The organism is Pseudomonas putida, assembly GCF_050990305.1.
Lineage (GTDB): Bacteria > Pseudomonadota > Gammaproteobacteria > Pseudomonadales > Pseudomonadaceae > Aquipseudomonas > Aquipseudomonas putida_AH.
Window position 1 is genome coordinate 2,853,046 of the sequence record NZ_CP158817.1, and the last position, 25,920, is coordinate 2,878,965.

Below are 25,920 nucleotides of genomic sequence, written 5' to 3' on the forward strand. Positions count from 1 at the left end.
GCAGCGAGGAACAATGCCAGCTCGTTCCGCCACCCGAGAACAAGAACAATGGAATTCGACTACATCATCATCGGCGCCGGTTCTGCCGGTTGCGTGTTGGCCAATCGTTTGAGCGCCGACCCGGCCAAGCGCGTTTGCCTGCTCGAAGCCGGCCCGAAAGACACCTCGCCCTTGATCCATGCGCCCATCGGCGTCGCCGCGATCCTGCCGACCAAACACGTCAACTGGGCGTTCCAGACCGTGCCCCAGCCCGGACTGGGCGGACGCGTCGGGTATCAGCCGCGGGGCAAGGTGCTCGGTGGCAGCAGCTCGATCAACGGCATGATTTACATCCGTGGACACAAGAGCGATTTCGATGACTGGGAGGCGCTCGGCAATCCGGGATGGTCCTATGCCGATGTATTGCCGCATTTTCGCAAAAGCGAAAAGCATCACCGTGGCGGCTGTGATCACCATGGCGGCCTTGGCGAGTTGTATGTCGGCAAGGCCCAGGCGCATCCGGCCAGTGAGGCGTTCATTGCCTCCGCGCAATTGGCCGGGCACCGGTTCAACCCGGATTTCAATGGCGCTGACCAGGAAGGGGTGGGGCCGTATGAAGTGACCATCCGCGATGGCCGTCGCTGGAGTGCCGCCACGGCGTTCCTGACTCCCGTGCGTGAGCGCCGCAGCAACCTCACCGTGATCACCGATGCCCATGCCGAGCGGATTTTGCTACAAGGCAAACAGGCGGTGGGTGTGCAGGTAAAAGTCAAAGGCAAGCGTCTGGCGCTCAAGGCGCGCAAGGAAGTGTTGCTCAGCGCGGGTGCCTTCGGCAGTCCGCAGTTGCTGATGCTGTCGGGGATCGGTGCCGAGGCCGAACTCAAGCCGCACGGTATTGCCGTACAACATGAATTGCCTGGTGTCGGACAGAACCTGCGCGACCACCCCGATGTAGTGCTGTGCTATCGCAGCACTGACAACACGTTGCCCGGATTTTCCCTGGCCGGTGGTGTGAACATGGGCAAGGCATTCATGGAATACACCCGGAAAAAAACCGGCCCGTTCGCCAGCAACTTCGCCGAAGCCGGTGCGTTCCTCAAAACCGATGCGACGCTGGAGCGCCCGGATATCCAGCTGCATTCGGTGATCAGCATGGTCGACAATCACAACCGCACCTTGCATTGGGGCCACGGTTTCAGCTGCCATGTGTGCGTGCTGCGTCCCAAGAGCATCGGCCATGTCGGCCTGCAATCTGCTGACCCGTCCGCGCCACCGCGTATCGACCCGCGCCTGCTCAGTCATGACGACGACGTGCAAACCTTGCTCAAGGGTTATCGCATGACCCGCGATATTCTCGAGCAAGCCCCCATGGCGCCATTCGGCCTCAAGGACATGTACAGCCATGGGCTGTATCGCGATGAACAGTTGATCGACGTCCTGCGTCGGCGCACCGACACCATCTACCACCCGGTCGGAACCTGCAAAATGGGCATCGATGACAGTGCCGTGGTCGATTGTCAATTACGCGTGCACGGGATCGAGGGTTTGCGCGTGGTCGACGCCTCGATCATGCCGACGCTGGTCGGCGGCAACACCAACGCGGCGTCGATCATGATTGCCGAACGGGCTGCGCAGTGGGTGCTGCGGGCCTGATCTGTAGGAGCAAAGCTTGCTCGCGATGGCGGTGTGTCAGGCGGTTCATGATTGACTGGGCTGCCGCTATCGCGAGCAAGCTTCGCTCCTACGGAGAGGTGTGTTTTCCGGTCTTCCGGCGTCCGGTCAGGCCATTCGCCTGGGGATCGAGGTCTTTGCCAACCTGTAGGAGCAAAGCTTGCTCGCGATGGCGGTGGGTCAGGCGGTTCGTGATTGACTGGGCTGCCGCTATCGCGAGCAAGCTTTGCTCCTACGGAAATGTGTGTTTGGCTGTCTTCCGGCGTCCGGTCAGGCCATTCGCCTGGGGATCGAGGTCTTTGCCAACCTGTAGGAGCAAAGCTTGCTCGCGATGGCGGTGGGTCAGGCGGTTCATGATTGACTGGGCTGCCGCTATCGCGAGCAAGCTTCGCTCCTACAGGTAGACGTGTTTGGCAATCTGACAACCGCTCGTCAGTGAACTACGCTGCGTTCTGTAAACCCTGTCATCACCCCTGTGACGTAAGGAATAGACGCATGCGGAGCAGGTTGCCTGCCACATTGATAATCGTTTTCGGCGTGTTTTGGTCAATGCTTCTCTGGGCCGCGGACACGGTTAAACCGGGTGAAGAGCCCGTCGAATTGAAAGTCGCCAACCGCAGCATCATGGTGTTTCGCGCCACGTTGCTCGGTGAGGCGCCGGCGACGCGGGTCAAGCGGGCGAGGGCGGTGATCAGCGAAGCCCTGGATGAATCGGACGATCTGGTGGTCTCGGTTGATCCGATCCAGAACAGTTACCTGGTGCTGTTGGGCGCCAAGCGGGCATTTATCGTCGCGCCCAAGGATGTCGACGACCTGGAATACACCTCTGTCCAGCAGGCAGCGGAGGGCGCGGCCGGGAAGTTACGTCAGGTGGTGGCTGAAACCCGGGAGGCGCGAAGCCTGCATTTGATTATTCGCGCGCTCGTCGCGGCGGCCATCGCCACGGCGGTCTATTTCGTGTTGCTCTGGGTTGTGGCCTACATACGACGCCGATTGCTCAAGCGCCTGCCCGAATTGATGGACCGCCACTCCCGCGCGCTGAAAGTGGGACGGGTCCAGGTGCTTGAGGCCAACTACCTGTACCCGCTGGTCATTCGCCTGTTCGGGCTGTTGCGATGGCTGGTCTTGTTACTGCTGACCTATGAGTGGCTGGGATTTGTCCTGTCGCGATTCCCCTACACCCGGCCTTGGGGTGAGAGCCTCAACAATTACCTGTTTGAACTGGCGAGCTATCTGTTTCAGGCGATCATTGGCGCCATCCCCGGCCTTGGGGTGGCGTTGGCGATTTTCTTCATCGCCCGTGGCGCGACGGCCTTCAGTCGTCGCGTGCTGCGGCGCATGGCGACGCCGGGCACCTTCAATTGGCTCAATCAGGAAACCCTGCAACCGACTCAACGCCTGACTTCTTTGGCGATCTGGCTGTTTGCCCTGGCAATGGCCTACCCGTATCTGCCTGGCGCCGGCACAGACGCGTTCAAGGGCTTGTCGGTGCTGATCGGCCTGATGATTTCCCTGGGCGCCACCAGTGTGGTCGGGCAGGCAGCGGCCGGGTTGATCCTGACCTACACCCGAACCCTTCGGCCCGGCGAGTTCGTGCGCATTGGCGAATACGAAGGCACGGTCACGGAACTGGGCATGTTCACCACCAGCATTCGTACCGGTCTTGGGGAAGTGCTGACCTTGCCCAACTCGATGATCACCGGCACGGTCACCAAAAACTATTCGCGCACCGTGCAGGGCCCCGGTTACGTGGTGGATACCGTGGTGACCATCGGCTACGACACGCCGTGGCGGCAGGTCGAAGGCATGTTGCTGGAAGCCGCCCGGCGTACCCCCGGTGTCCTGGAAAACCCACCGGCTCAGGTGTTCCAGACTGCGCTTTCGGATTTCTATCCCGAGTACCGTTTGGTGGCGCAAGCCATCCCCAGCCAGCCTCGGCCCCGCGCCGTGCTGCTGAGCATGCTGCACGCCAATATTCAGGACGTGTTCAACGAGTACGGCGTGCAGATCATGTCGCCGCATTATCTGGGCGATCCGGAAGAGGAGAAGCGGGTGCCGAAAGACAAGTGGTACGCGGCACCGGCGCAGGAGCCCAAGGACGAATTGTAACGGCAACCTGTGGGAGCGGGCTTGCTCGCGAAAGCGGTGTGTCAGTCAATGAATATGTTGTCTGACCCATTGCATTCGCGGGCAAGCCCGCTCCCACAGGGTTTTGTGTCATTCACCAATCCAGCGGCCGTCCCGGATACCTGTGGGAGCGTGGCTTGCCCGCGATGGCGTCAGGTCAGTCAGCATCGATGTTGAATGTGACGGCGCTATCGCGAGCAGGCTCGCTCCTACAGGTGAGTGGTGTTTTAGCCTCCAGGTTTGTTCAGGGCCGCCTCGGCTGCGGCAATCTCCGCCTGGCGCTTGGCAATCACATCCCCCACCGGCGGCCCCTGGAAGCGCCGGGCTTCGAAGCCGAACCAGACGATGGCGGTCAGGATCAGGAAACCGATGGTGATGTACAACGCCCAATCGTTCGGCGGCTGGATACCGATGACGAAGATGATCACCATCGACAGGACCGAGAGCAGGGCGAACACCGTGTACCAAAAACGCCCGATGTTCCACGGCCCCATGGTTGGCCATTTGGAGGTGCCGTAGGTGAACAGGCCCAGCACGATGGGGATGATGAAAGAGAAGAACAGGAAGATCACCGTGCAGGACACGACGATGGTGTAGACCGGTGTCGCACCGACTGAAATCACCGACGAGCCCCAGTCGAACAAAACGGCGAGTGTGGCGCCGGTCCAGATCGCAGCCACCGGGCTGCGGAAGGTTGGCGAAACCGAGGACAGTGCCTTGGAACACGGCAGGCCGCCATCGCGGGAGAAGGCGAAGATCATCCTCGACACCGAGGTCACCGTCGCCAGTCCGCACAATATTTGCGAGATGAAGATCGCAACGTACAGCGCGTCTCGCAGCAATGGGCTTACTTGAAGATTCATCGCCCAGAAAAACACGTTCCAGCCTTGCTTGGCTGCGTCGTCCATGTTCGGCAGCATCAGTACGAACGCGCTGAGCATGACCCAGCCGAACAACAGCGACCAGATCACCGACATGACCATGCCGCGAGGCACGGAAACGGCCGCGTTGCGAGTCTCTTCGGAGGTGTGCGCCGAGGCGTCGTAGCCGGTGATGGTGTAGATCGGCAGCAGCAGGCCGAGCATGAAGATCCAGCCATTGGACACCTGTGGCCAGACACTGCCGCCAGCCTCGCCCGAATAGTTGCTGAAAGTCACTAAACGGGAAAACTCGTAGCTGGGTGCCGAGATCAGGCAGACGACGGTCAGCGCCAGCGCGGTGGCGAAGATCAGGTAGCCGGAGAAGTCGGTGAGTTTGGCAGTCAGGCCGATACCCAGGTGGTTGCACAACGCCTGCAGGCCGGTGAGGATCGCCAGGAAAATCACCCGTGTCGTGGTGGTGTCCTCCATGCCCAGCGTCGGCCCGAACGCACCGAAGAAGAAGTAGTAGGTGCCGACGTTGATCGCGCCGAGCACGGTCACCAGCCCCAGCAAATTGAACCAGGCCGTGAGCCAACCGGTGAAGCGATTGCCCAGGATCGAACCCCAGTGATACAGACCGCCTGCGGTCGGGTAGGCCGAGGAAATCTGCGCCATGGCCAGCGCGAACACCCCGGAAATCAGGCAACCGATCGGCCAGCCGATGCCAATCGATGCACCGCCTGCGCCCGAGGTGCCTTGGGCCAGTGAGTTGATACCGCCGGAGAGGATGCAGATGATCGAGAAGGAAATCGCAAAGTTGGAGAAAACGCCCATTCGTCGCGACAGCTGCTGGGCATAGCCCATGCTGTGCAGCACCTTGACGTCTTCGTCATGGGCGTCGGTGCCGGGCTGGCTTGCTGGGTTCATGGTGTGTGCCCCTTCAGGTTTTGATACGCATCCATCCGCATTGGCGGACAGCTCGGCCTTCAACCCCTTGTCGTACTGCTCCTGACTTCAATCGGTGAAATCTGTTCGCCTACACATTTACCTGTAGGAGCGAGCATGCTCGCGATGGACTCAAGGACGGTGCGTTCATTCAGAAAGCACGCGTTATCGTTGACGTCCATCGCGAGCAAGCTCGGCTCCTACAGGGAAACGCGGGGTGTCAGGCGCCCAGCATCATCGTTAACGTTCATCGCGAGCATGCTCGCTCCTACAGGAGGCGGCCGTGGAGGGCTGCCTGGAAAATGTCTGCCACACCGGCCCGGGTCAGGGGCAGCGGGTTGCCGCCGGCTGACGGATCGACAATCGCCATGTTCGCGATCAGGTCGGCCTGCTTGTCATCCACCCCGAGTTCAAACAGCGTGTGCGGTACGGCGATGTCCTTGCGCAATTTGAGGACGAAGGCCAGGAAACTGTCGAAACCCGGGGAGGGCAGGTGCAGGTACGCGGCCAGGCGCGTGATGCGTTCCTCGATGGCCGGGCGATTGAATTTCAGGACATAGGGCATCAGGGTCGCGTTGGTCATGCCGTGATGGGTGTCGTACAACGCACCGATGGGATGTGCCAGGGCATGCATGCCGCCCAGGCCTTTCTGGAACGCGGTGGCGCCCATCGCCGCCGCCGCGAGCATTTGCCCGCGCGCATCGAGGTCGGAAGGGGTGTGCACCGCGCGCACCAAGGCATTGGCCACCAGACGCATGCCTTCCACTGCAATGCCGTCGGCCATGGGGTGGAAACCGGGGGCGCAGTACGCCTCCAGACAGTGCGAGAGCGCATCCATGCCGGTGCCAGCGGTGACTTTCGGCGGCATGCCGACCGTCAGCGCAGGGTCGCTGATGACCACGCGCGGCATCATTTTGGGGTGGAAGATGATGCGTTTGGTGTGGGTTTTATCGTCGATGATCACCGCCGCACGGCCCACTTCGGAGCCCGTGCCCGCCGTCGTCGGCACCGCGATGACCGGGGCGATGCGGCTTGCATCGGCGCGGGTCCAGTAATCACCGATGTCCTCGAAGTCCCACACCGGACGCGTCTGCCCGCTCATGAACGCGATGAGCTTGCCCATGTCCAGGCCGCTGCCGCCACCGAAGGCCACCACGCCATCGTGGTTTCCGGCACGCCAGGCGTCGAGCCCGCCGGCGAGGTTGCTTTCCACCGGGTTGGGCTTGAGGTCGCAAAACAGCGCTGCGCCCAAACCCGCATCACGTAAGGAGTCCAGCGCGGCTGTGGTGATGGGCGCGCGTCCCAGGCCACTGTCGGTCACCAGCAACGGTCGCTCGATACCCTGGCTGCGACAGACCTCGGCCAGTTCGCTGATGCGACCGACACCGAAGCGGATGCTGGTGGGGTAGTTCCAGTTTCCAGTCAGGCTCATGGTTCAGATCTCGTGGCGCAAATGGAAGGATTTGGCGCGGGTCAGGTGTTCATAGCCCAGGCGCGACAGGGTCACGCCGCGCCCGCTGTTCTTGACCCCGGTCCAGGCCAGGGCCGGGTCCAGGTAATCGCAGCGATTCATGAACAGGGTGCCGGTGTCGATCTGGTTGCCCAGGCGTTCGGCGGCGGCCAGATCCCGGGTCCAGATCGAGGCGCTGAGGCCGAACTCACTGTCATTCATCAGGGCGATGGCTTGCTCATCGCCGCTCACCGGCATGATGCCGACCACCGGGCCGAAGCTTTCGTCGCGCATGACCGACATTTGATGGGTGACATCCACCAACACTTGCGGTGCGAGGTAGGCGCTGCCGGGCACATCCTTGGGGAAGTCCTGCGGATCGATCAGTGCCTTGGCGCCTTGGGTGAGCGCTTCGGCGATCTGGCCGCGCACGAAGTCCGCCGCTTTAGGATTTACCAACGGCCCGAGGGTGGTCGCTTCGTCCAGGGGATTGCCCAGCACGTATTGGCGCGTCAAGGCGGCGAAACGCTCGATAAAGGCTGGGTAAATGGCCTGATCGACGTAGATGCGTTCCACGGCGCAGCAGCTTTGTCCGGAGTTGAAGAAGCTGCCGTCCACCAGGTTTTCAACCGCATGTTCGAGGTTGGCATCGGCCCGAACATACGCAGGGTCCTTGCCGCCGAGTTCCAGGCCAAGGCCAAGGAAACCTTCGACGGCAGCGTGTTCCATGGTCTTGCCGCCCTCCACGGAACCGGTGAAGTTCACTTGATGGACCTTTCCAGAGGCAATGGCGGCTGACGTATGGAGATGACTGAGTACCAGGTTCTGGAACAACCCTTCAGGCAGATTCGCCCGGCGAAAGGCCTCGGCGAAACGTTCACCCACTAACAGGGTTTGCGAAGCGTGCTTGAGGATGACGCTGTTGCCGGCCATCAGCGCCGGGATGATCGTGTTCACGGCAGTCAGGTAGGGGTAATTCCACGGGGCGATCACCAGCACCGTGCCCAGCGGTTCGCGTTTGATATACCGGCGAAAACCGTTGATGGATGTGGGCTCAACGTTCGCCAAGGCTTCGGGCGCAATGGCGATCATATGCCGGGCACGCTCTTCGAAACCGCGTAGCTCGCCGGCGCAATAGCGCACCGGACGGCCTATTTGCCAGGCCAGTTCCGGGACGATTTCGTCCTTCATGGCCAGCATGGCGTCCACGGCGGCACTGCAAAGCGCTGCGCGTTCGCTCAGTGGCAGCAGTTTCCATTGCGCCTGGGCGATTGCGGCGGCGTCCAGCGCCTGATCGAGTTGGACAACGTCGGCGCATTCACGCACGGCGTAGACCCGGCCGTCGACCGGGGAGATAAGTTGAATCGTCGAGGTCATGATGTTCTCTACCGAGATCTCAATAGCGTTCGAAACCGCGCTGCAATTCCCAATCGGTCACCCGTCGGTCGTATTCCTTCTGTTCCCACTCGGCGGTGTGCACGTAGTGATCGATCACTTCATTGCCGAACGCTTCACGCAACATGGTCGAACCCTTGAGCGCGGCGCTGGCGTCACGCAGGGTCTTGGAGACTTCGGGCAAGTGCTCGTCGACGTAGGCATCGCCCTCGTAGGGTGGGTCGAGGCTGAGTTTCTCGTCGATCCCGGCCAGCCCCGCGGCGATCAACGCGGCGAAGGCCAGGTACGGGTTGAGATCGGCGCCGCCGATGCGGCATTCGATGCGAATGGATTTGCTGTCTTCGGCGCACAAGCGGAAACCGGCGGTGCGGTTGTCACGGCTCCACACCGCGCGGGTCGGCGCGAAGGTGCCGGCCTGGAAGCGCTTGTAGGAGTTGATGTAGGGCGCGAGGAAACAGGTAATATCGTTGGCGTACTTGAGCTGTCCGGCAACCCAGGAACGCATCAGCTTCGACATGCCGAATTCGGCCTTGGCATCGAAGAACAGCGGCTTCTTCGCGTTTTTGTCCCACAGGGAATTGTGGATGTGGCTGCTGGAGCCGGCGGCGTCGTAGCGCCACTTGGCCATGAAGGTGATCGCCTTGCCCTGCAGCTGCGCGATTTCCTTGCAGGCGTGTTTGATGATGACGTGATGGTCGGCCATGGTCATGGCGTCGGCGTAGCGGATGTTGATTTCTTCCTGGCCCGGGCCCCATTCGCCCTTGGAGTTTTCCACCGGAATCCCGCAGGCCTGCAGGTGTTTGCGGATCGCCCGCAGCACCGGCTCCTCGCGGGTGGTCTGCAGGATGTTGTAGTCCTCGATGTAATGGCCGGCGGTTTTGGGCTTGTAGTAGTTGCGCTTGTGGATGGCCTCGTAGCTCTCGTCGAACAGGTAGAACTCCAGTTCCGAGGCGAACATGCCGGTGTAGCCGCGTTCGCGCAGGCGTTCGACTTGCTTTTTCAGGATCGCCCGTGGGCTGTGGGGCAGGTCCTGGCGATGGTGATGGTCGAGTACATCGCACAGCACCAGGGCCGTGCATTCCAGCCAGGGCACCCGACGCAGGGTGCGCATGTCGGGTTTGAGGACGAAATCGCCGTAGCCTTTGCTCCAACTGGCGGCGGCGTAGCCCGGCACTGGCTCCATGTCGATGTCGTCGGCCAGCAGGTAGTTGCAGCAGTGGGTTTCTTCATGACCGCTGTCGATGAAAAACTCGACTTGGAATCGCTTGCCGACGAGTCGTCCCTGCATGTCGACCATGCACACCAGAACGGTGTCGATTTCGCCAGAGGTGGCGGCACGCTTGAGTTCGTCAAAACTGAGGAAAGGCTCGGTCATCACGGCAAGTCCTGCGCAAATTGTTTGGGGCCTGTCTGAAATAGCTATTGCAGACGCTCTCCAGAACAACCCGAAACCTGCAGACGCGAGCATCGTGAGCAATTAGCTGAAGATAGCTTAGCCTACTGTCGCTTTTCGCAAGTTTTTGCTGAGGTCTTCGTGGATGTACTCCAATCCCCTGTAGGAGCGAGCATGCTCGCGAAAAATGTCTAGGCAACGCGTTCTTTCAAACAGCCCGCGTTATCGTTGACGACCATCGCGAGCAGGCTCGCCCCTACAAAGTGCGTCGCTGTGTAGGAGCTGCCGCAGGCTGCGATCTTTTGATCTTGTTTTCGAAAATAAATAGATCGCAGCCTCGTTGCACTCGACAGCTCCTACAGGTCCACCAATCTGTAGGAGCGAGCCTGCTCGCGAAAAATGTCCGGGCAACGCGTTCTTTCAAACAGCCCGCGTTATCGTTGACCTCCATCACGAGCAGGCTCGCTTCTACAAAGTGCGTCGCTGTGTAGGAGCTGCCGAAGGCTGCGATCTTTTGATCTTGTTTTCGAAAATAAAAAGATCGCAGCCTCGTTGCACTCGACAGCTCCTACAGGTCCACCTATCTGTAGGAGCTGCCGAAGGCTGCGATCTTTTGATTCTCAAAAGGCAAAAGATCGCAGCCTGCGGCAGCTCCTACACTGGAAGGGGTTTACCTGTTTGCGGAGTAGCGACCATGGCGAAGAAGAGAGAGCACACCACTTACGACAATCTCAAACGTCAGTACCCGGACTATATGAATGCCGTCGAGGCACTGGGGGCCGCTGTTCGGCAGGCGGGGCCGCTAGACGAAAAGACGGTTCAATTGGTCCAACTTGGCGCCGCGGCGGCGAGTCGCTCCGAGGGGGCTGTGCATAGCCATGTTCGGCGAGCACGGGAGGCGGGTGCCACGCCTGAGCAGATTCGGCATGCATTGATTTCGCTGACCAGTACCATCGGTTTTCCGACAGTCGTGGCGGCGATCAGTTGGGCTGAGGATGTGATGGGGGAGGGGCAAAGTCCGATGTCCGGACAGCCCACATGATTCTTCTAGCCTTAACAAAGACGACCTGTTTCACGTAAAAAAAGTCGACTCTGCCGGTCAAGTGACGCCTCCACACTGTAACGTACGATGCGCTGGGAACCACTGTTCAAAAAAGGGGGAGTACATGTCGTACCTGACAGGCAGCAAAGCGTTCATGCAAGGTGTGCGGACGCTCATGCCATTGATTCCGGGCGTCATTCCGTTCGGGTTGGTGACGGGGGTCATGGCGATCGACCTGGGCCTGTCACCGGGCACGACCATGGGCATGACGCTGTTGTTTTATTCCGGTTCGGCGCAGATGGTCGCCCTGCAATTGCTGCATAACGGTGTGTTGCCGATGGCGATTGTGGTCACCGCTTTGATCATCAACCTGCGCTTTATCATGTACAGCGCGTCGCTGGCCCCGCATATGCACCATTTGCCCCGGCGCTGGACGTGGCCGCTGTCCTACCTGCTGTCCGACCAGTCCTACGCACTGTGCACGCTCAAATTGTCCTCTGGCGAGCTGGGGCCATTCGCCCATTACTACTATGCAGGCACCGCGTTTGTCATGTGGCTTTCCTGGCAAATTTCGGTATTGGCGGGTGTGTATCTGGGCTCCAGTATTCCCGAGAGCTGGTCATTGGGCTTCGCCATTCCGCTGTCGTTTCTCGCACTTCTGGTGCCAGCCATACGCAGTTCGGCGAGCCTGGGCGCCGCGGTGGTCGGCGGACTGCTCGCTGTGTTCGCGGTCAACATGCCCTACAACCTGGGGCTGGTGACAGCTTCCATCGGCGGCGTCCTGGCGGGTTTGTTGATCGAAGGCCTGCGCAAACGACCGGTGAGCGTTGCGTCGGTCAATGATGTGGAAGGGGAGGCTTCATGAGCGACCTGGCCCTGTGGGGTATGTTTCTGGCGATTGGCCTGGGCACGTTCGCCATGCGTCTTTCTTTCATCGAACTGTATGGCCGCTTGCGGGTTCCGCCGTTGATGCGCCGTGCCTTGATGTATGTGCCGGCCAGCGTCCTGGCGGCCCTTGTGCTGCCGGCCGTGGTGTACCCGAACGGGCACGGTGAGTTCGTGTTCGACAACCCGCAGATACCCGCCGCCCTGATTGCCGCCTGGGTGGCCTGGCGCACGCGCAATACACTCCTGACGCTGGCGGCTGGCATGACAATGCTGTGGGTGTTCAAGTATTTTTGGCTGTAGTAGGTTTGCGTAAAACGCTTACATATGTACGTCTAAATTCCGTAGGAGCGAAGCTTGCTCGCGATGAACATTAACGATAACGCGCCCTGTCTGAATGATCGCGTTGTCTGGATGTTTTTCGCGAGCAAGCTTCGCTCCTACAGGCTCGGGCAGCGACCAACCGTTAGCGCAGAACGACTTCTTTACCGAGGCTATGCTTTTGTCCATCAATACCGAAACACGCTGGATCGACACGCCACACGGACGACTGTTTTGTTGTCGCTGGTTCCCCGAGGACCGCTCGGATAACGCGCCAAAGCCACCCATCATTCTTTTCCATGACTCGCTGGGGTGCGTTGCTCTTTGGCGCGATTTTCCCCAGCAACTGTGCCAGGCCACCGGGCATGAAGTGATTGCCTATGACCGCCTCGGGTTCGGTCTATCAGACGCCTATCCGGGGTCAATCCCGTTGAATTTTATCCGCGATGAAGCCGAGTGCTTCTTCGCGTATCTGAAAGCCGCGCTTCGGATCGATCGGTTCATTGCCTTCGGTCACAGCGTCGGCGGTGCGATGGCGGCGGCCTGTGCGTCCCTGTACGCACAAGACTGTGCGGCGCTGATCACGGTTTCGGCCCAAGCATTCGTGGAGGATTTGACGCTGCAAGGCATCCGGGTGGCCGAGGCGCAATTCGAGCAACCGGGGCAGATGGCGCGCCTGGAGAAATACCACGGCGACAAGGCAGCGTGGGTGTTATCGGCCTGGACGGGAACATGGCTTTCTCCGGCGTTCAAGGACTGGACGATCGAAAGCACCGTCGATGCCATTCACTGCCCGTTACTGGCCATTCACGGGCAATTCGATGAATACGGCTCGACGCTGCATCCGATGCGGTACGCCCGGTTGTCGACCGCTGCCAGCGATTACCTGATCGTGGAGGGGTGCCATCACGTTCCTCACCGAGAGGCACCGGGCATTGTATTGGAGGCTGTCAGCGAGTTTTGCAGGCGCCGTTAACGCTTTAGATTGTCCTTCCTGCGGGGGCAGACCCGTAGGGGCGAAGCTTGCTCGCGAAGAGCGTTCGGGTTACGCGTGTATCCAGGCAGTACGCGTTATCGTTGGCGTCCATCGCGAGCATGCTCGCTCCTACAGGGAGCCGGATTATTTGCTGGCATCGAGCACCACGCGATAACGCGCCTTGCCACTGCGCAGGTGATCGATCGCCTCGTTGACCCGGCTCATCGGAAATTGCTCGACCTGCGGCAGGATCTGGTGACGTGCGCAGAACTCGAGCATGTTCGCTGTCACCGCAGGCGAGCCGACCGGTGAGGCCGACAAGGTTTTTTGCTGGGGCAGCAGGTCGAACACGTGCACGGGAATTGCGCCGGGAACCACGCCGACAAAATGCAGGCGACCTTTAGCGCGCAGGGTGCCGAGCATGGCGGGCCAGTCGAGGTTGGCGTTGGCGGTGACCAGTAGAAAGTCCAGGGTGCCGGCAATGGATTTCAGGGCATCGCTGTCGGTCGAGGCGACCACGTTGTGTGCGCCCAGGCGTTTGGCTTCTTCCTGTTTGCCCAATGACGAGGTGAAGGCGGTCACCTCACAGCCCCAGGCATTGAGAAAACGCAGCGCCAGGTGACCCAACCCGCCGATGCCCACGACGCCAACCCGGTGGGTGGGTTTGACGTTGAACTGCACCAGCGGGTTGAACACCGTGGAACCGGCGCAGAACAACGGGCCGGCCATGGCCGGGTCGAGTGCCTTGGGGATCGGCAATGCCCAGGCCCAGTGCGAGCGCAGGCGGTCGGCAAAGCCGCCGTTGCTGCCGATGATGGTCGGTTGGGCGGTCGTGCACAGGTTGTGGGCGCCAGCGATGCAGGAAGAGCAATGCATGCAACTGCCCTTGTACCAACCGATGCCCACCCGTTGCCCGACTTGAAGGCCACGTACCTGCGGTCCCATCCGAACGATGCTGCCGACCACTTCGTGGCCCGGAATGAAGGGATACTGGCTGATGCCCCAGTCGTTATCGATCAACGACTGATCAGAGTGGCAAACGCCGCAATATTCCACGGCGACTTCCACTTCCTCATCGCCCAAAGGGCCGGGATCGTAGCTGTAGCGCTCCAGCGGGGCACCGGCGGCCATTGCGGCCCAGCCGGTGAAAGTCTTGAGTTCGCTGCTGTCGCTCATGGGATACCTCCAGATCAGGAGACAAGGGGCGGCGCAGGGGCCGCGGCGAAGACTGTAGGAGCGAGCATGCTCGCGAAAAACGCCAAGACAACGCGTTCATCCTGACAGCCTGCGTTATCGTTAACGTCCATCGCGGGCAAGCCACGCTCCTACAGGTTTTTGTGGCGTCCACAAATCCCGGTGTGTCTGATCAGCCGCGCACGGCTCGCGAGCGCCAAACCATCATTTTCTCGACCTGCATGTCCTTCATGGTGTGGGGAATACCGCCCACGCCATGCCCGGACAGGCTTGCCCCGGCGAACGGCATCCAGTCGACGCGGAAGGTGGTGCTTTCGTTGACCATCACCGCCGTGGCATTCAGGTCTTGGTAGCACTGCATGGCGGTGTCCAGGTTCTGGGTGAATACCGCAGCCTGGAAGGCGTAGGGCAGGGCGTTGGCCAGTTCGATCGCCTCGGCCGTATCGTCATAGGCGTAGACCACCACCACCGGGCCGAACACTTCCTTTTGCATCACGTTCGAATTGATCGCCGGGTTCAGCAGGACGGTAGGAGCGTAGCAGTTGTTGCCCAAGGTGCGGCCCCCCGAGATGAGGCGGGCACCACCGGCAACGGCTTCATTGACCCACTGGCCCACACGGTTCATTTCCCGTTCAGTGATCAGTGGACCGACATCGGTACGCGGATCGGTCGGATCGCCAACCACCATGGCGTCGCCCAATTGGCCCAGGCGTTCGGCGACCTGCTCGGCGATGCTGCTGTGGCAGAAAATCCGCTGCACGCTCACGCAGACTTGTCCGGCGTGGAAGAAACCACCCCGGGCGATGCGCGGCAGGGCGTCATCAAGGTCGGCATCCGCCGCCAGTACCACAGGTGCCGCGCCGCCGTGCTCCAGCGCGCAACGGGTACCCGGTGCCAGGGTCGAGCGCAACATCCAGCCCACCGCCGCCGAGCCGATGAAACTGAAGAATCCCACCCGTGGGTCGGACACCAGTTTGCCGGTGATGGCATTGTCAGTCGGCAGCACCATCTGTGCCCAACCCTTGGGCAGGCCGGCCTCGGTCAGGATATCGACCAGTGTCTGGCAACTGAGCGGAGTGTTGGCCGCCGGTTTGACGATTACAGGTGCACTGACGGCAATGGCGGGAATCACCTGGTGCACGATCAGGTTGAACGGATGGTTGAAGGCCGAGACCGCTGCGATCACGCCAATGGGCTCGAACTGGGTGAAGGCCACACGGTTGGCCGAGGCAGCGTTCAGACCCATGGGGATCACGTGGCCGCCCTCGGAGCGCAACACCTCGATGCTGTTGAGGATGCCGTCGATGCCGCGCTCGACTTCGGCAATCGAGTCCTTCAAAGGCTTGCCACCTTCGCTGGCCGCTTGCGTGGCGATCTCGACCTTGCGCTCTGCGATCAACTCGGCGGCGCGGTGCAGGATTTCGATACGACGCGGCTTGGACAACCACTGGCTGCGGTCACGGAACAGGGCGTGGGCGACAGCCAGCGCCTGCTCGATATCGGCCTCGGTGGAGACGGGCACGTGACCGATGACCGCGCCGGTGTAAGGCGCGAGCACAGCCAGGGTTTGTTCAGACATGGGACTTACCTCGAATCTTGCATTGAAGGGTTGCCGTTTTAGCGAGCCTTGGTAGAGCAAAAGATCGCAGCCTGCGGGGTCACATACGCAAAGTGTAGGAGCTGCCGCAGGCTGCGATCTTTTGATCTGCCCAAGTGCTTGCCAAGCGTGGCGCCAAGGTAGTCTTGGGTCGAATTTTAGAAAACTGAATAATTAAGAAGCTTTCGTTCATTTTTTCAGAAGACCTCCCGGCATCACCCGTGACGATGCCGGGCGCGTTATGCCCTCACAGATGGTCGGCGTCGACGATGGCCTTGGCAAAGGCTTGCGGGTCTTCCTGCGGCAGGTTGTGGCCGATGCCACCGGTGATCAGTCGGTACTCATATTTGCCGGTGAAGCGCTGGCGATAGTCTTCGGCTTTGGGGTGCGGTGCGCCGTTGGCGTCGCCTTCCAGGGTGATAGTCGGCACGCTGATCGAAGGTGCCTTGGCCAGCTTCTGCTCCAGGGCGCCATATTTCTTTTCGCCCTGGACCAGGCCCAGGCGCCAGCGGTAGTTGTAGACGGTGATGTCGACGTGATCCTTGTTGTTCAGCGCGGCGGCGCTGCGGTCGTAGGTCGCGTCATCGAACGCCCACTGCGGCGACGCCAGTTGCCAGATCAACTTGGCAAAATCGTGGGTGTTTTTCTGGTAACCCTCTTTACCGCGATCGGTGGCGAAGTAGAACTGGTACCACCACTGCAATTCAGCCTTGGGCGGCAATGGGTTCTTGCCGGCGGCCTGGTTGCCGATCAGATAGCCGCTGACCGACACCAGCGCTTTTACCCGCTCTGGCCAGAGTGCCGAGACGATATCCGCCGAACGCGCGCCCCAGTCGTAGCCACCGAGCACGGCCTGTTTGATGTTCAGGGCATCCATGAAATCGATGACGTCACTGGCCAGTGCGGCGGGTTGGCCATTGCGCACGGTTTTGTCAGAGAGGAAATGCGTATCGCCATAACCCCGCGCATAGGGCATCAGCACCCGATAACCCTTCGCCGCGAGCAACGGTGCGACCTCGTCATAGCTGTGAATGTCGTAGGGCCAACCGTGCAGAAGAATCACCACCGGGCCATCGGCCGGGCCGGTTTCGGCATAGGCCACGTTCAGCAGGCCGGCGTTGACATGTTTCAGCGGGCCGAACGGACTATCGGCGGTGGTTGGTGCACTGACAGGAGCAGGGGCTGCGCTGGCGGTGGTGTTCGCCTGGGCATTGATGGCGCCCAGCACACCCAGCGTCAGGGCCAGAACGGTGGAGCCCACCCGATGGCGGCGGTTTTTGTTGGCGTGATTGTTCAACACATGCACTTTCATGGTGGAGCTCCTTTTTAAGTGAAGGCCAGGCGGGGAGGCCGTGGTTCACATTTAAGTGCGGGGAGGTATCCGGGCTATTTCAGAAAAGCGAGCGGGTGCAGCGTTTTGTATCGCGGGGAAGTGTAGATACATTTTGATACAAAGCCGGAAGGGTGATGCTGATGTGGCTGTTTGTGGGCGCGAGTCGATCACAGTTTTTGTATACGACACAGAACTTGTGGGAGCGTGGCTTGCCCGCGAAAGCGGTGGGTCAGGTGGTAGAGATATTGAGGCTGCTGGCCTCTTCGCGGGCAAGCCACGCTCCCACAGGTTTCGTGTCGATCACAATTTTTGTATACGACACAGAACCTTGTGGGAGCGTGGCTTGCCCGCGAAAGCGGTGGATCAGGTGATAGGGCAATGGCAATCAGCGGAACGCTGGCACTACGTGCTTGATGAACAGTTCCAGTGACTTTTTCTTTTCCGCGTGGGGCAGGCTGTTGTCGCACCAGAAGCTGAATTCGTCGACGCCCAGTTCCTGGTAGTACTTGATGCGCGGAATGATCTCCTCCGGGGTGCCGATCATGGCGGTCTTGTGCAGGCTGTCCAGTTCGAACTCAGGACGGCCGGCGAATTTTTCTTCCGGGCTCGGTGCCAGGAACCCGTTGACGGGGGTTTGCTTGTTGCCGAACCAGGCATCGAAGGTGCGGTAGAACTTGGAGATCGCCTTGGCCCCGACTTTCCAGCCTTCAGGGTCGTCAGCAGTGTGGACGTGGGTGTGACGCAACACCATCAATTGCGGGCGTGGCACGTCCGGGTTGTTGTCCAGCGCGGTCTGGAATTTGTTCTTCAGGTCCAAGACTTCTTCGTCGCCCTTCATCAGCGGCGTGACCATGACGTTACAGCCGTTGGCCACGGCGAAGTTGTGCGAATCGGGGTCGCGGGCCGCGATCCACATGGGTGGATTCGGCTTCTGGATCGGCTTGGGCACGCTGGTGGAGGTCGGGAATTTCCAGATATCGCCGTCATGGGCGTAATCGCCTTGCCACAAGGCACGCACCACCGGAACCATTTCCCGCAGCGCCTGGCCACCGCTCGATGCTGGCATGCCACCGGCCATGCGGTCGAATTCGACCTGATAGGCACCGCGCGCCAGGCCGACTTCCATGCGACCGTTGCTGATCACGTCCAGCAGGGCGCATTCACCGGCCACCCGCAGCGGGTGCCAGAACGGCGCGATGATGGTGCCGGCGCCCAGGTGAATGGTGGTGGTCTTGGCGGCCAGGTAGGCCAGCAGGGGCATCGGGCTCGGCGAAATGGTGTATTCCATGGCGTGGTGTTCACCGATCCATACGGTGCTGAAACCACCGGCTTCGGCCATCAGGGTCAGCTCGGTCAACTCTTCGAACAACTGACGGTGGCTGACGCTTTCGTCCCAACGTTCCATGTGTACGAACAGGGAAAATTTCATGACGCTACCTCGGGTCTTTTGTTATCGGCCTGGCGACTGCGGGCTCGTTGATTACTGGTATACCATAATACAAATATGCTGCAAATAACTTGTCTGTGTGGCAGACGCTAACCCTGTGGGAGCGGGCCCTGTGGCGAGGGGATTTATCCCCGTTGGACTGCGCAGCAGGCCCATTTTTTGGGGTCGCTTCGCAACCCAACGGGGATAAATCCCCTCGCCACAGGGCCCGCTCCCACAGGGATTGAGGTGATCTCGCGTGTCAGGCCAGGACGGGCAAAGCCCCCATCTTGCCGTGGCAATACACCAGCGGCCCGGCGTCGTGGGCAGGCACGATCAGGTTCTTCACCGCGCCGACCATGATGGCGTGGTCGCCGCCTTCATATTCGCGCCACAACTCGCATTCAATCACTGCCGTGGCATTGGCCAGGATCGGGTTGCCCAGTTCGCTCAGGGTCCATTCGATACCTTGGGCCTTGTCCTTGCCTTTGCGGGCGAACGCATAGGCTTCGCTCTGCTGGCCACCGGACAACACGTGAATGGCAAATCGTTTGTTCTTGATCAGTACAGGATAGGAGTCGGAGCTGTAGTTGGGACAGAACAGGACCAGCGCCGGGTCCATGGACAACGAGCTGAAGGCGCTGGCGGTCAGGCCGACGATTTGCCCGTCGTCATCAAGGGTGGTGATCACCGTCACACCGGACGGGAACGAACCCATGACTTGTTTGTAGATGGCGGCATCGATCATTGGACGGTCCTCGGGTGGTGTGACGCGGTTCTTATGTGTTTGTAGGTCTGATGGTATACCGTAATACATAGTTTGCAAGGGCTTTTTGTGTGACCCGATAAACGTGCGCCGTTGGTCTTCAAGTCAATGTTTACGGGGCTTCTAGCTAGCAGGTGTGGGTCGTGATACGGCAGGATGGCGGATCAGATGGGCATTCAAAGACCGGATCAGTCTTGTGAAAATGTTGGAATACCATAATATGGTGCGCATCTGAGGGGCGACCTGCGAGTCCCCCCGGTTTGGCTTCATACAAAGATAAGAACAGACAAACTCGAGTTCATGCATATGTCCCAGATGTCCCGGCAAGACCCGTTGATCGAGAATCACACGGTCGACTACGTTCCACTCGCTGAGCGCCACGGGAAGGCCCGCGATCTGTTCACTCTGTGGTTCAGCACCAACATTGCGCCTCTGCCGATCGTGACCGGCGCGATGGTGGTCCAGGTGTTCCATCTCAATCTGTTCTGGGGGCTGCTGGCGATTGCCCTGGGGCATATGGTCGGCGGGCTGGTGATTGCCCTGGCGTCAGCGCAAGGTCCGCGCATGGGCATTCCGCAAATGGTCCAGAGTCGCGGCCAGTTCGGCCGCTATGGTGCGCTGCTGATCGTGTTCTTCGCGGCGCTGATTTACATCGGGTTCTTCATTTCCAACATCGTGCTCGCCGGCAAATCGATTGTCGGTATCGTGCCGTCGGTACCGGTCCCGGCCAGCATCCTGATCGGTGCCCTCAGTGCTACGGCGATCGGCGTGATCGGCTACAACTTCATTCACACCCTCAACCGCATCGGCACCTGGGTCATGGGCAGCGCTTTGCTCGCCGGTTTCCTTTATATCTTCGCCCATGACCTGCCGGCAGACTTCTTCAGCCGTGGCGGGTTCAACCTGTCCGGCTGGCTGGCCACGGTGTCGCTGGGGATCATCTGGCAGATCAGCTTCTCGCCTTATGTGTCGGACTATTCGCGTTATCTGCCGGCGGACATCGGCATCCGCCGTCCATTCCTGGCCACTTACCTGGGCGCAACCCTGGGCACCATTCTGTCGTTCACCTTCGGCGCGGTAGCGGTCCTGGCGACTCCCGAAGGCACTGAGGCGATGGCGGCGGTCAAGCAATCCACCGGTTGGCTGGGGCCGATTCTGATGGTGCTGTTCCTGCTCAACATCATCAGCCACAACGCCTTGAATCTGTATGGCGCGGTGCTGTCGATCATCACTTCGATCCAGACCTTCGCCAGTCAGTGGACGCCGAGCATCAAGGTGCGTGTGGTTTTATCGAGCATCGTGCTGGCGGGTTGCTGCGTGGTGGCGCTGGGTGCCTCGGCAGACTTCATTTCGCAGTTCATCGGACTGATCCTGGCACTGCTATTGGTGCTGGTGCCTTGGGCGTCGATCAACCTGATCGACTTCTATGTGATCAAGCGAGGGCGTTATGACATTGCCTCGATCTTCCGCGCGGATGGGGGCATTTACGGGCTCTTTAATCCGCATGCGATCGTCGCGTACTTCATCGGGATTATTGTGCAGCTGCCGTTTGCCAATACGTCGTTGTATGTGGGGCCGTACGCCAATCTGGTGGACGGCGCGGATTTGTCCTGGCTGGTGGGGTTGGTGGTGACTTGCCCGCTGTACTACTGCCTGGCGACGCGGCACGGCAGATCAAAAGCCAAGGCCGCCCTGATCTCGTGTGAACGCATCTCCCTGTAGGAGCGAGCGATGCGGCGACCCGACTTGCCCGCGATGGGCGTCAACGATAACGCGGGCTGTCTGAATGCCCCTGTTGCCCTGACGTTTTTCGCGAGCAGGCTCGCTCCTACAAGGGGTTGGTGATCCCGGCCAATCACCCCACCTGATACCCCATCATTCAGAAATCCCTAGTCGCGTTCTGGTTAACAAAACATAACGTGCCGTCGATTGTCAGTCGTCGAAAAACACCGATAGGATAAGCCAGCTTCCGAAGGGGCTCTGGGTTGCGGGTTTCAGGTCAATGCTCTGAAACAGCTCATCCCGACGAGTCCCCTTTCGGCGCCCTGAAAGGTTGAACGACCTAACAATAATAAAGGGGGATGGTCTATGAGTGAGCCTGTCATGGGTGTGGGTATCTGCCGCCCGCCGGCCATACGCAAATTCGCGTTGCTGGCTACAGCGCTCTCGCTGTTGGGCTGTGCCGCGTGGTCGGCATCTGTGCTGGCGGCTGACGCGCCGGCATCCGACGTTGTTTATTCCGTTGAATCGCCCAAGGCCAGCAAGAGTCTGGTCCTCGATGTCGTGCACGCAGGCAAGCGCCTGGTGGCGGTCGGGGATCGCGGGCACATTCTGTATTCCGATGACCAGGGCACGACCTGGACCCAGGCCAAGGTGCCGACCCGGCAACTGCTGACCTCGGTGTTCTTTGTCGATGACAAGCACGGCTGGGCCGTCGGTCATGACGCGCAGATCCTGGCCAGCGAGGACGGTGGTGTTACCTGGACCAAGCAATTCGAAGACCTCAAACGTGAATCGCCGCTGCTCGACGTCTGGTTCCAGGACGCCAGCAACGGCTTTGCCGTGGGCGCTTACGGTGCGTTGATGGCGACCACCGACGGTGGAAAACACTGGGAAGATGTCAGCGACCGGCTGGACAACGAAGACCAGTACCACCTCAATGCGATCACCGCCGTCAAGGACGCCGGGCTATTCATCGTCGGCGAGCAGGGCAGCATGTTCCGCTCCGCCGATTGGGGGCAAACCTGGGAGAAGCTCGAAGGTCCGTACGAAGGGTCGCTGTTCGGTGTGATAGGCACTGCGCAACCCAATACGCTGTTGGCCTATGGTCTGCGCGGCAACCTTTTTCGCTCCACAGACTTTGGCAGCACCTGGGAGCCAGTGGAGCTCAAGGCTGAGCGCGGTGCCCTGGAGTTCGGCTTGTCCGGCGGCACGTTGCTCGACGATGGTTCGATCGTGATCGTCGGCAACGGCGGTTCGGTGATCAGCAGCAGCGACAACGGCGAGACTTTCAGTGTCTTCAACCGTCGGGATCGCATTTCCATTTCTTCGGTGGTCGCCGCAGGCAATGGCAATCTGATTCTGGGTGGACAGGGCGGCGTTCGCGCCACTTCGCCAAACGGCGCCGAGCTGGGCAAATGAGCCAGGTTAATAATAAGAAGGCGGGGCTATGACTTCCTTGAGCACTCATCATCAGGACAAGGCGACGTTTCTTGAACGCCTGATTTTCAACAACCGCCCGGCAGTGATCACGATCTGCCTGCTGGTCAGCATCTTCCTGTTCTGGCAGGCGACGCTTATCCGGCCGTCCACCAGTTTCGAAAAAATGATCCCGCTGGAGCATCCCTTCATCCAGAAGATGATGGAGCATCGCAACGATCTGGCGAACCTGGGCAACACCGTACGGATTTCCGTGGAAGCCACCGACGGTGACATCTTTTCCAAGGAGTACATGGAGACCCTGCGTCAGATCCACGACGAGGTGTTCTACATTTCCGGTGTCGACCGTTCCGGCCTGAAGTCGCTGTGGAGCCCGAGCGTGCGTTGGACCGAAGTGACGGAGGAGGGCTTCGCCGGCGGTGAAGTGATCCCGCAGAGCTACAACGGTTCGCAGCAAAGCCTCGACCTGTTGCGCAACAACGTGCTCAAGTCCGGGCAGATCGGGCGACTGGTGTCCAACGACTTCAAGTCGAGCATCGTCGACATCCCGCTGCTGGAGTCTTATCCGGACCCACAGGACCAGGGCAAGTTGCTGGCGCTGGACTACCGCAAGTTCTCCCACGATCTTGAAGAAAAGATCCGGGACAAATTCGAAAAACAGAACCCTAACGTCAAGATCCACATCGTCGGTTTCGCCAAGAAGGTCGGCGACCTGATCGATGGTCTGGTGATGGTGGTGATGTTCTTCGGTATCGCCTTCGTCATCACCCTGATCCTGCTCTACTGGTTCACCAACTGCATGCGCAGCACCGTGGCGGTGTTGAGTACGACGCTGGTGGCGGTGATCTGGCAGCTTGGGTTGATGCACTTCTTTGGTTTCGGCCTTGACCCATACTCGATGCTGGTGCCGTTCCTGATCTTTGCCATCGGTATTTCCCACGGTGTGCAGAAGATCAACGGCATTGCCCTGCAATCCAGCGAGGCAGACAACGCCCTGACCGCGGCACGCCGCACCTTCCGTCAACTGTTTCTGCCGGGGATGATCGCGATCCTCGCCGATGCCGTGGGCTTCATTACGCTGCTGATTATCGACATCGGCGTGATCCGCGAGCTGGCGATCGGTGCGTCCATCGGCGTGGCGGTAATCGTGTTCACCAACCTGATCCTGCTGCCCGTGGCGATTTCCTACGTCGGTATCAGCAAGCGTGCCGTGGACCGCAGCAAGAAGGACGCGACCCGCGAACACCCGTTCTGGCGTCTGCTGGCGAACTTTGCCAGCGCCAAAGTGGCTCCAGTTTCGGTACTGCTGGCCTTGATCGCCTTTGGCGGCGGCCTCTGGTACAGCCAGAACCTGAAGATCGGCGACCTCGATCAGGGTGCGCCGGAACTGCGTCCGGATTCACGCTACAACAAGGACAACAACTTCATCATCAGCAACTACTCCACCAGTTCCGATGTGTTGGTGGTGATGGTCAAGACCAAGGCCGAAGGCTGCTCGCGCTACGAAGCCATGGCGCCGATCGATGAGCTGATGTGGAAGATGCAGAACACCGAAGGCGTGCAGTCGGCGATTTCCCTGGTGACCGTGTCCAAGCAGATGATCAAGGGCATGAACGAGGGCAACCTGAAATGGGAAACCCTGTCGCGCAACCCGGACGTGCTGAACAACTCCATTGCCCGCGCCGATGGTCTGTACAACAACAATTGCTCGCTGGCACCGGTGCTGGTGTTCCTCAACGATCACAAGGCCGAAACCCTGGATCGCGCGGTGCACGCGGTGCAAGAGTTTGCTAAGGAAAACAACAAGGACGGGCTGGAGTTCATCCTTGCCGCCGGTAACGCTGGTATCGAGGCGGCCACCAACGAAGTCATCAAGAAGTCCGAGTTGACCATCCTGATCCTGGTGTACATCTGCGTGGCGGTCATGTGCATGATCACCTTCCGCTCCTGGGCGGCGACCTTGTGCATCGTGCTGCCGCTGGTGCTCACCTCGGTGCTCGGTAACGCCTTGATGGCCTTCATGGGCATTGGTGTGAAGGTCGCGACCCTGCCGGTGGTGGCCTTGGGCGTGGGGATCGGCGTGGACTACGGCATCTACATCTACAGCCGCCTGGAAAGCTTCCTGCGTGCCGGCCTGCCGCTGCAAGAGGCCTACTACCAGACGCTGAAGTCCACCGGTAAGGCGGTATTGTTCACCGGTCTGTGCCTGGCCATCGGCGTGTGCACCTGGATCTTCTCGGCCATCAAGTTCCAGGCCGACATGGGGCTGATGCTGACCTTCATGCTGCTGTGGAACATGTTCGGCGCACTGTGGCTGCTGCCAGCGCTGGCGCGGTTCCTGATCAAGCCGGAGAAACTGGCGGGGCAGAAGGGCAATTCGCTGTTTGCACACTGATCACTGATCAGAAACACAAAAGCCGCAACCCCCAGGGTTGCGTCTTTTTTTATCTGAAGATTCGCAAAACATCTGTAGGAGCCGGCTTGCTGGCGATCGCGGGCGAGAAATCATACCGGGGTTGAATGTTCAATCGCGATCGCCAGCAAGCCGGCTCCTACGGGGGAAATCAGGTGGGATCGGTGCCAAGTACCACATTCAACGCATTGCGCGCGTCATCGAGCTGCACCAGCGTCGCATGCCGCGCACCCAACGCATCACGGTTCTCGATGGCTGTGAGGATCGCCTTGTGCCGTGGCAGTGCCAGTTCATGCAGGTTCGGCCGCTGGTTGGAATGTTTCAAGGCCTCGGCAATCGCCACCGAGAGCATGTTGCACAGGTTGGCCAGCAGGTCGTTGTGGGTGGCATCGGCGATGCGGCTGTGGAAATCCAGGTCCGGTTGCAGCAGGGCTTCCGGCGTCGCCGCCGCTTCCATGCGCTGGTAAGCCTCGCCGATGGAAGCAATGTCCGCTTCCGTGGCGAACTGTGCGGCCAGCGCCGCGACGGCAGGTTCGATGATGCTGCGCACGCTGGTCAACAGGTCAAAAAATTCGTTCTGCGGACTGCTTTGCATCAGCCAGTGCAGCACGTCCGGGTCCAGCATGTGCCAGTCCTTGCGCGGCTTGACCACAGTGCCGACCCGCGGGCGTGAATACACCAGCCCCTTGGCGACCAGGACACGGGTGGCTTCACGCAGGACCGGCCGGCTGACGGCATATTCTTCGCACAGCAGCGCTTCGGCGGGCAGTTTGTCGTCCGGCAGGAAGCGCCCGGAGACGATCTGCATGCCCAATTCCTGGACGATGCGCGAATGCATGCTTTTGCGGTCGGAGGGTTTGCGGTAATCCATGGGAGGCGACGCGGTCCTGTGCGGGGGGATACCGGGCATGATAACAGGCACGGGGAGGACGGTCGCCAGCGCGTATACAGTCCTGATTTTGTAGGAGCAAAGCTTGCTCGCGATTGC

General features: G+C 60.2%; 19 protein-coding genes. 9 read left to right on the forward strand and 10 right to left on the reverse strand.

What is annotated here, in order from left to right; translation table 11 throughout:
* The first annotated feature begins 48 nt into the window (after positions 1-48).
* Positions 49-1,632 carry a GMC family oxidoreductase gene (locus tag ABTV22_RS13085; protein ID WP_433740691.1) on the forward strand — a complete coding sequence of 528 codons (1,584 nt, stop codon included), beginning with the start codon at positions 49-51 and terminating at the stop codon, positions 1,630-1,632.
* A 513-nt stretch (positions 1,633-2,145) separates the two neighbouring features.
* The gene (locus tag ABTV22_RS13090; protein ID WP_433740693.1) at positions 2,146-3,759 is read left to right on the forward strand and encodes a mechanosensitive ion channel family protein; all 1,614 of its coding nucleotides are present in this window, start codon (positions 2,146-2,148) and stop codon (positions 3,757-3,759) included.
* Positions 3,760-4,004: 245 nt separating this feature from the next.
* Here the strand turns inward: ABTV22_RS13090 and ABTV22_RS13095 are convergent, their stop codons facing one another.
* The 4 genes from ABTV22_RS13095 to ABTV22_RS13110 all read right to left on the reverse strand — a co-directional run bounded on the left by ABTV22_RS13095 (position 4,005) and on the right by ABTV22_RS13110 (position 9,802).
* Complete coding sequence (locus tag ABTV22_RS13095) at positions 4,005-5,564, reverse strand: amino acid permease (protein WP_433740694.1); 1,560 nt, start codon at positions 5,562-5,564, stop codon at positions 4,005-4,007.
* A gap of 286 nt (positions 5,565-5,850) precedes the next feature.
* Positions 5,851-7,014 carry an iron-containing alcohol dehydrogenase gene (locus tag ABTV22_RS13100; RefSeq protein WP_433740696.1) on the reverse strand — a complete coding sequence of 388 codons (1,164 nt, stop codon included), beginning with the start codon at positions 7,012-7,014 and terminating at the stop codon, positions 5,851-5,853.
* A gap of 3 nt (positions 7,015-7,017) precedes the next feature.
* Positions 7,018-8,409 carry an aldehyde dehydrogenase family protein gene (locus tag ABTV22_RS13105; protein ID WP_433740697.1) on the reverse strand — a complete coding sequence of 464 codons (1,392 nt, stop codon included), beginning with the start codon at positions 8,407-8,409 and terminating at the stop codon, positions 7,018-7,020.
* 19 nt (positions 8,410-8,428) lie between these two features.
* Entirely contained in the window at positions 8,429-9,802 is a 1,374-nt protein-coding gene (locus tag ABTV22_RS13110; RefSeq protein ID WP_433740699.1) for a glutamine synthetase family protein, read from the reverse strand.
* Between the two features lie 712 nt (positions 9,803-10,514).
* On the opposite strand from ABTV22_RS13110, the gene ABTV22_RS13115 reads away from it, so the two are divergent.
* From ABTV22_RS13115 to ABTV22_RS13130, 4 genes are all read left to right on the forward strand, one after another.
* Entirely contained in the window at positions 10,515-10,862 is a 348-nt protein-coding gene (locus ABTV22_RS13115; RefSeq protein WP_433740700.1) for a carboxymuconolactone decarboxylase family protein, read from the forward strand.
* A 124-nt stretch (positions 10,863-10,986) separates the two neighbouring features.
* Entirely contained in the window at positions 10,987-11,727 is a 741-nt protein-coding gene (locus tag ABTV22_RS13120) for an AzlC family ABC transporter permease (protein ID WP_433740702.1), read from the forward strand.
* Entirely contained in the window at positions 11,724-12,050 is a 327-nt protein-coding gene (locus ABTV22_RS13125; RefSeq protein ID WP_433740704.1) for an AzlD domain-containing protein, read from the forward strand. Before ABTV22_RS13120 ends, ABTV22_RS13125 begins: the two co-directional genes overlap by 4 nt.
* Before the next feature lie 193 nt (positions 12,051-12,243).
* Positions 12,244-13,044, forward strand: a complete 801-nt coding sequence (locus ABTV22_RS13130; RefSeq protein ID WP_433741386.1) for an alpha/beta fold hydrolase — start codon at positions 12,244-12,246, stop codon at positions 13,042-13,044.
* Positions 13,045-13,188: 144 nt separating this feature from the next.
* Here ABTV22_RS13130 and ahr read toward each other — a convergent pair whose 3' ends face one another.
* The 5 genes from ahr to ABTV22_RS13155 all read right to left on the reverse strand — a co-directional run bounded on the left by ahr (position 13,189) and on the right by ABTV22_RS13155 (position 19,342).
* Positions 13,189-14,220, reverse strand: a complete 1,032-nt coding sequence (ahr, locus tag ABTV22_RS13135; RefSeq protein WP_433740706.1) for an NADPH-dependent aldehyde reductase Ahr — start codon at positions 14,218-14,220, stop codon at positions 13,189-13,191.
* A 190-nt stretch (positions 14,221-14,410) separates the two neighbouring features.
* Positions 14,411-15,817 carry an aldehyde dehydrogenase family protein gene (locus ABTV22_RS13140; protein ID WP_433740708.1) on the reverse strand — a complete coding sequence of 469 codons (1,407 nt, stop codon included), beginning with the start codon at positions 15,815-15,817 and terminating at the stop codon, positions 14,411-14,413.
* 265 nt (positions 15,818-16,082) lie between these two features.
* Positions 16,083-17,147 (reverse strand): alpha/beta fold hydrolase, encoded by a 1,065-nt coding sequence (locus ABTV22_RS13145; protein ID WP_433740710.1) that lies wholly within the window; start codon positions 17,145-17,147, stop codon positions 16,083-16,085.
* Positions 17,148-17,553: 406 nt separating this feature from the next.
* A complete protein-coding gene (locus tag ABTV22_RS13150; RefSeq protein ID WP_433740712.1) occupies positions 17,554-18,597 on the reverse strand; it encodes an LLM class flavin-dependent oxidoreductase in 1,044 nt (347 codons plus the stop codon).
* 259 nt (positions 18,598-18,856) lie between these two features.
* Positions 18,857-19,342 (reverse strand): flavin reductase family protein, encoded by a 486-nt coding sequence (locus tag ABTV22_RS13155; protein WP_433740714.1) that lies wholly within the window; start codon positions 19,340-19,342, stop codon positions 18,857-18,859.
* A gap of 324 nt (positions 19,343-19,666) precedes the next feature.
* Here ABTV22_RS13155 and ABTV22_RS13160 point away from each other — a divergent pair, with 324 nt between their 5' ends.
* The 3 genes from ABTV22_RS13160 (at position 19,667) to ABTV22_RS13170 (ending at position 24,914) form a co-directional block, all read left to right on the forward strand.
* On the forward strand, positions 19,667-21,082 hold the full coding sequence (locus ABTV22_RS13160) for a purine-cytosine permease family protein (protein WP_433740715.1): 1,416 nt from the start codon (positions 19,667-19,669) through the stop codon (positions 21,080-21,082).
* A 366-nt stretch (positions 21,083-21,448) separates the two neighbouring features.
* A complete protein-coding gene (locus ABTV22_RS13165) occupies positions 21,449-22,501 on the forward strand; it encodes a WD40/YVTN/BNR-like repeat-containing protein (protein WP_433740716.1) in 1,053 nt (350 codons plus the stop codon).
* A gap of 28 nt (positions 22,502-22,529) precedes the next feature.
* Positions 22,530-24,914 carry an efflux RND transporter permease subunit gene (locus tag ABTV22_RS13170; RefSeq protein ID WP_433740718.1) on the forward strand — a complete coding sequence of 795 codons (2,385 nt, stop codon included), beginning with the start codon at positions 22,530-22,532 and terminating at the stop codon, positions 24,912-24,914.
* Between the two features lie 169 nt (positions 24,915-25,083).
* On the opposite strand, the gene ABTV22_RS13175 is transcribed toward ABTV22_RS13170, so the two are convergent.
* Entirely contained in the window at positions 25,084-25,803 is a 720-nt protein-coding gene (locus ABTV22_RS13175) for a FadR/GntR family transcriptional regulator (RefSeq protein WP_433740720.1), read from the reverse strand.
* Positions 25,804-25,920: the final 117 nt, after the last annotated feature.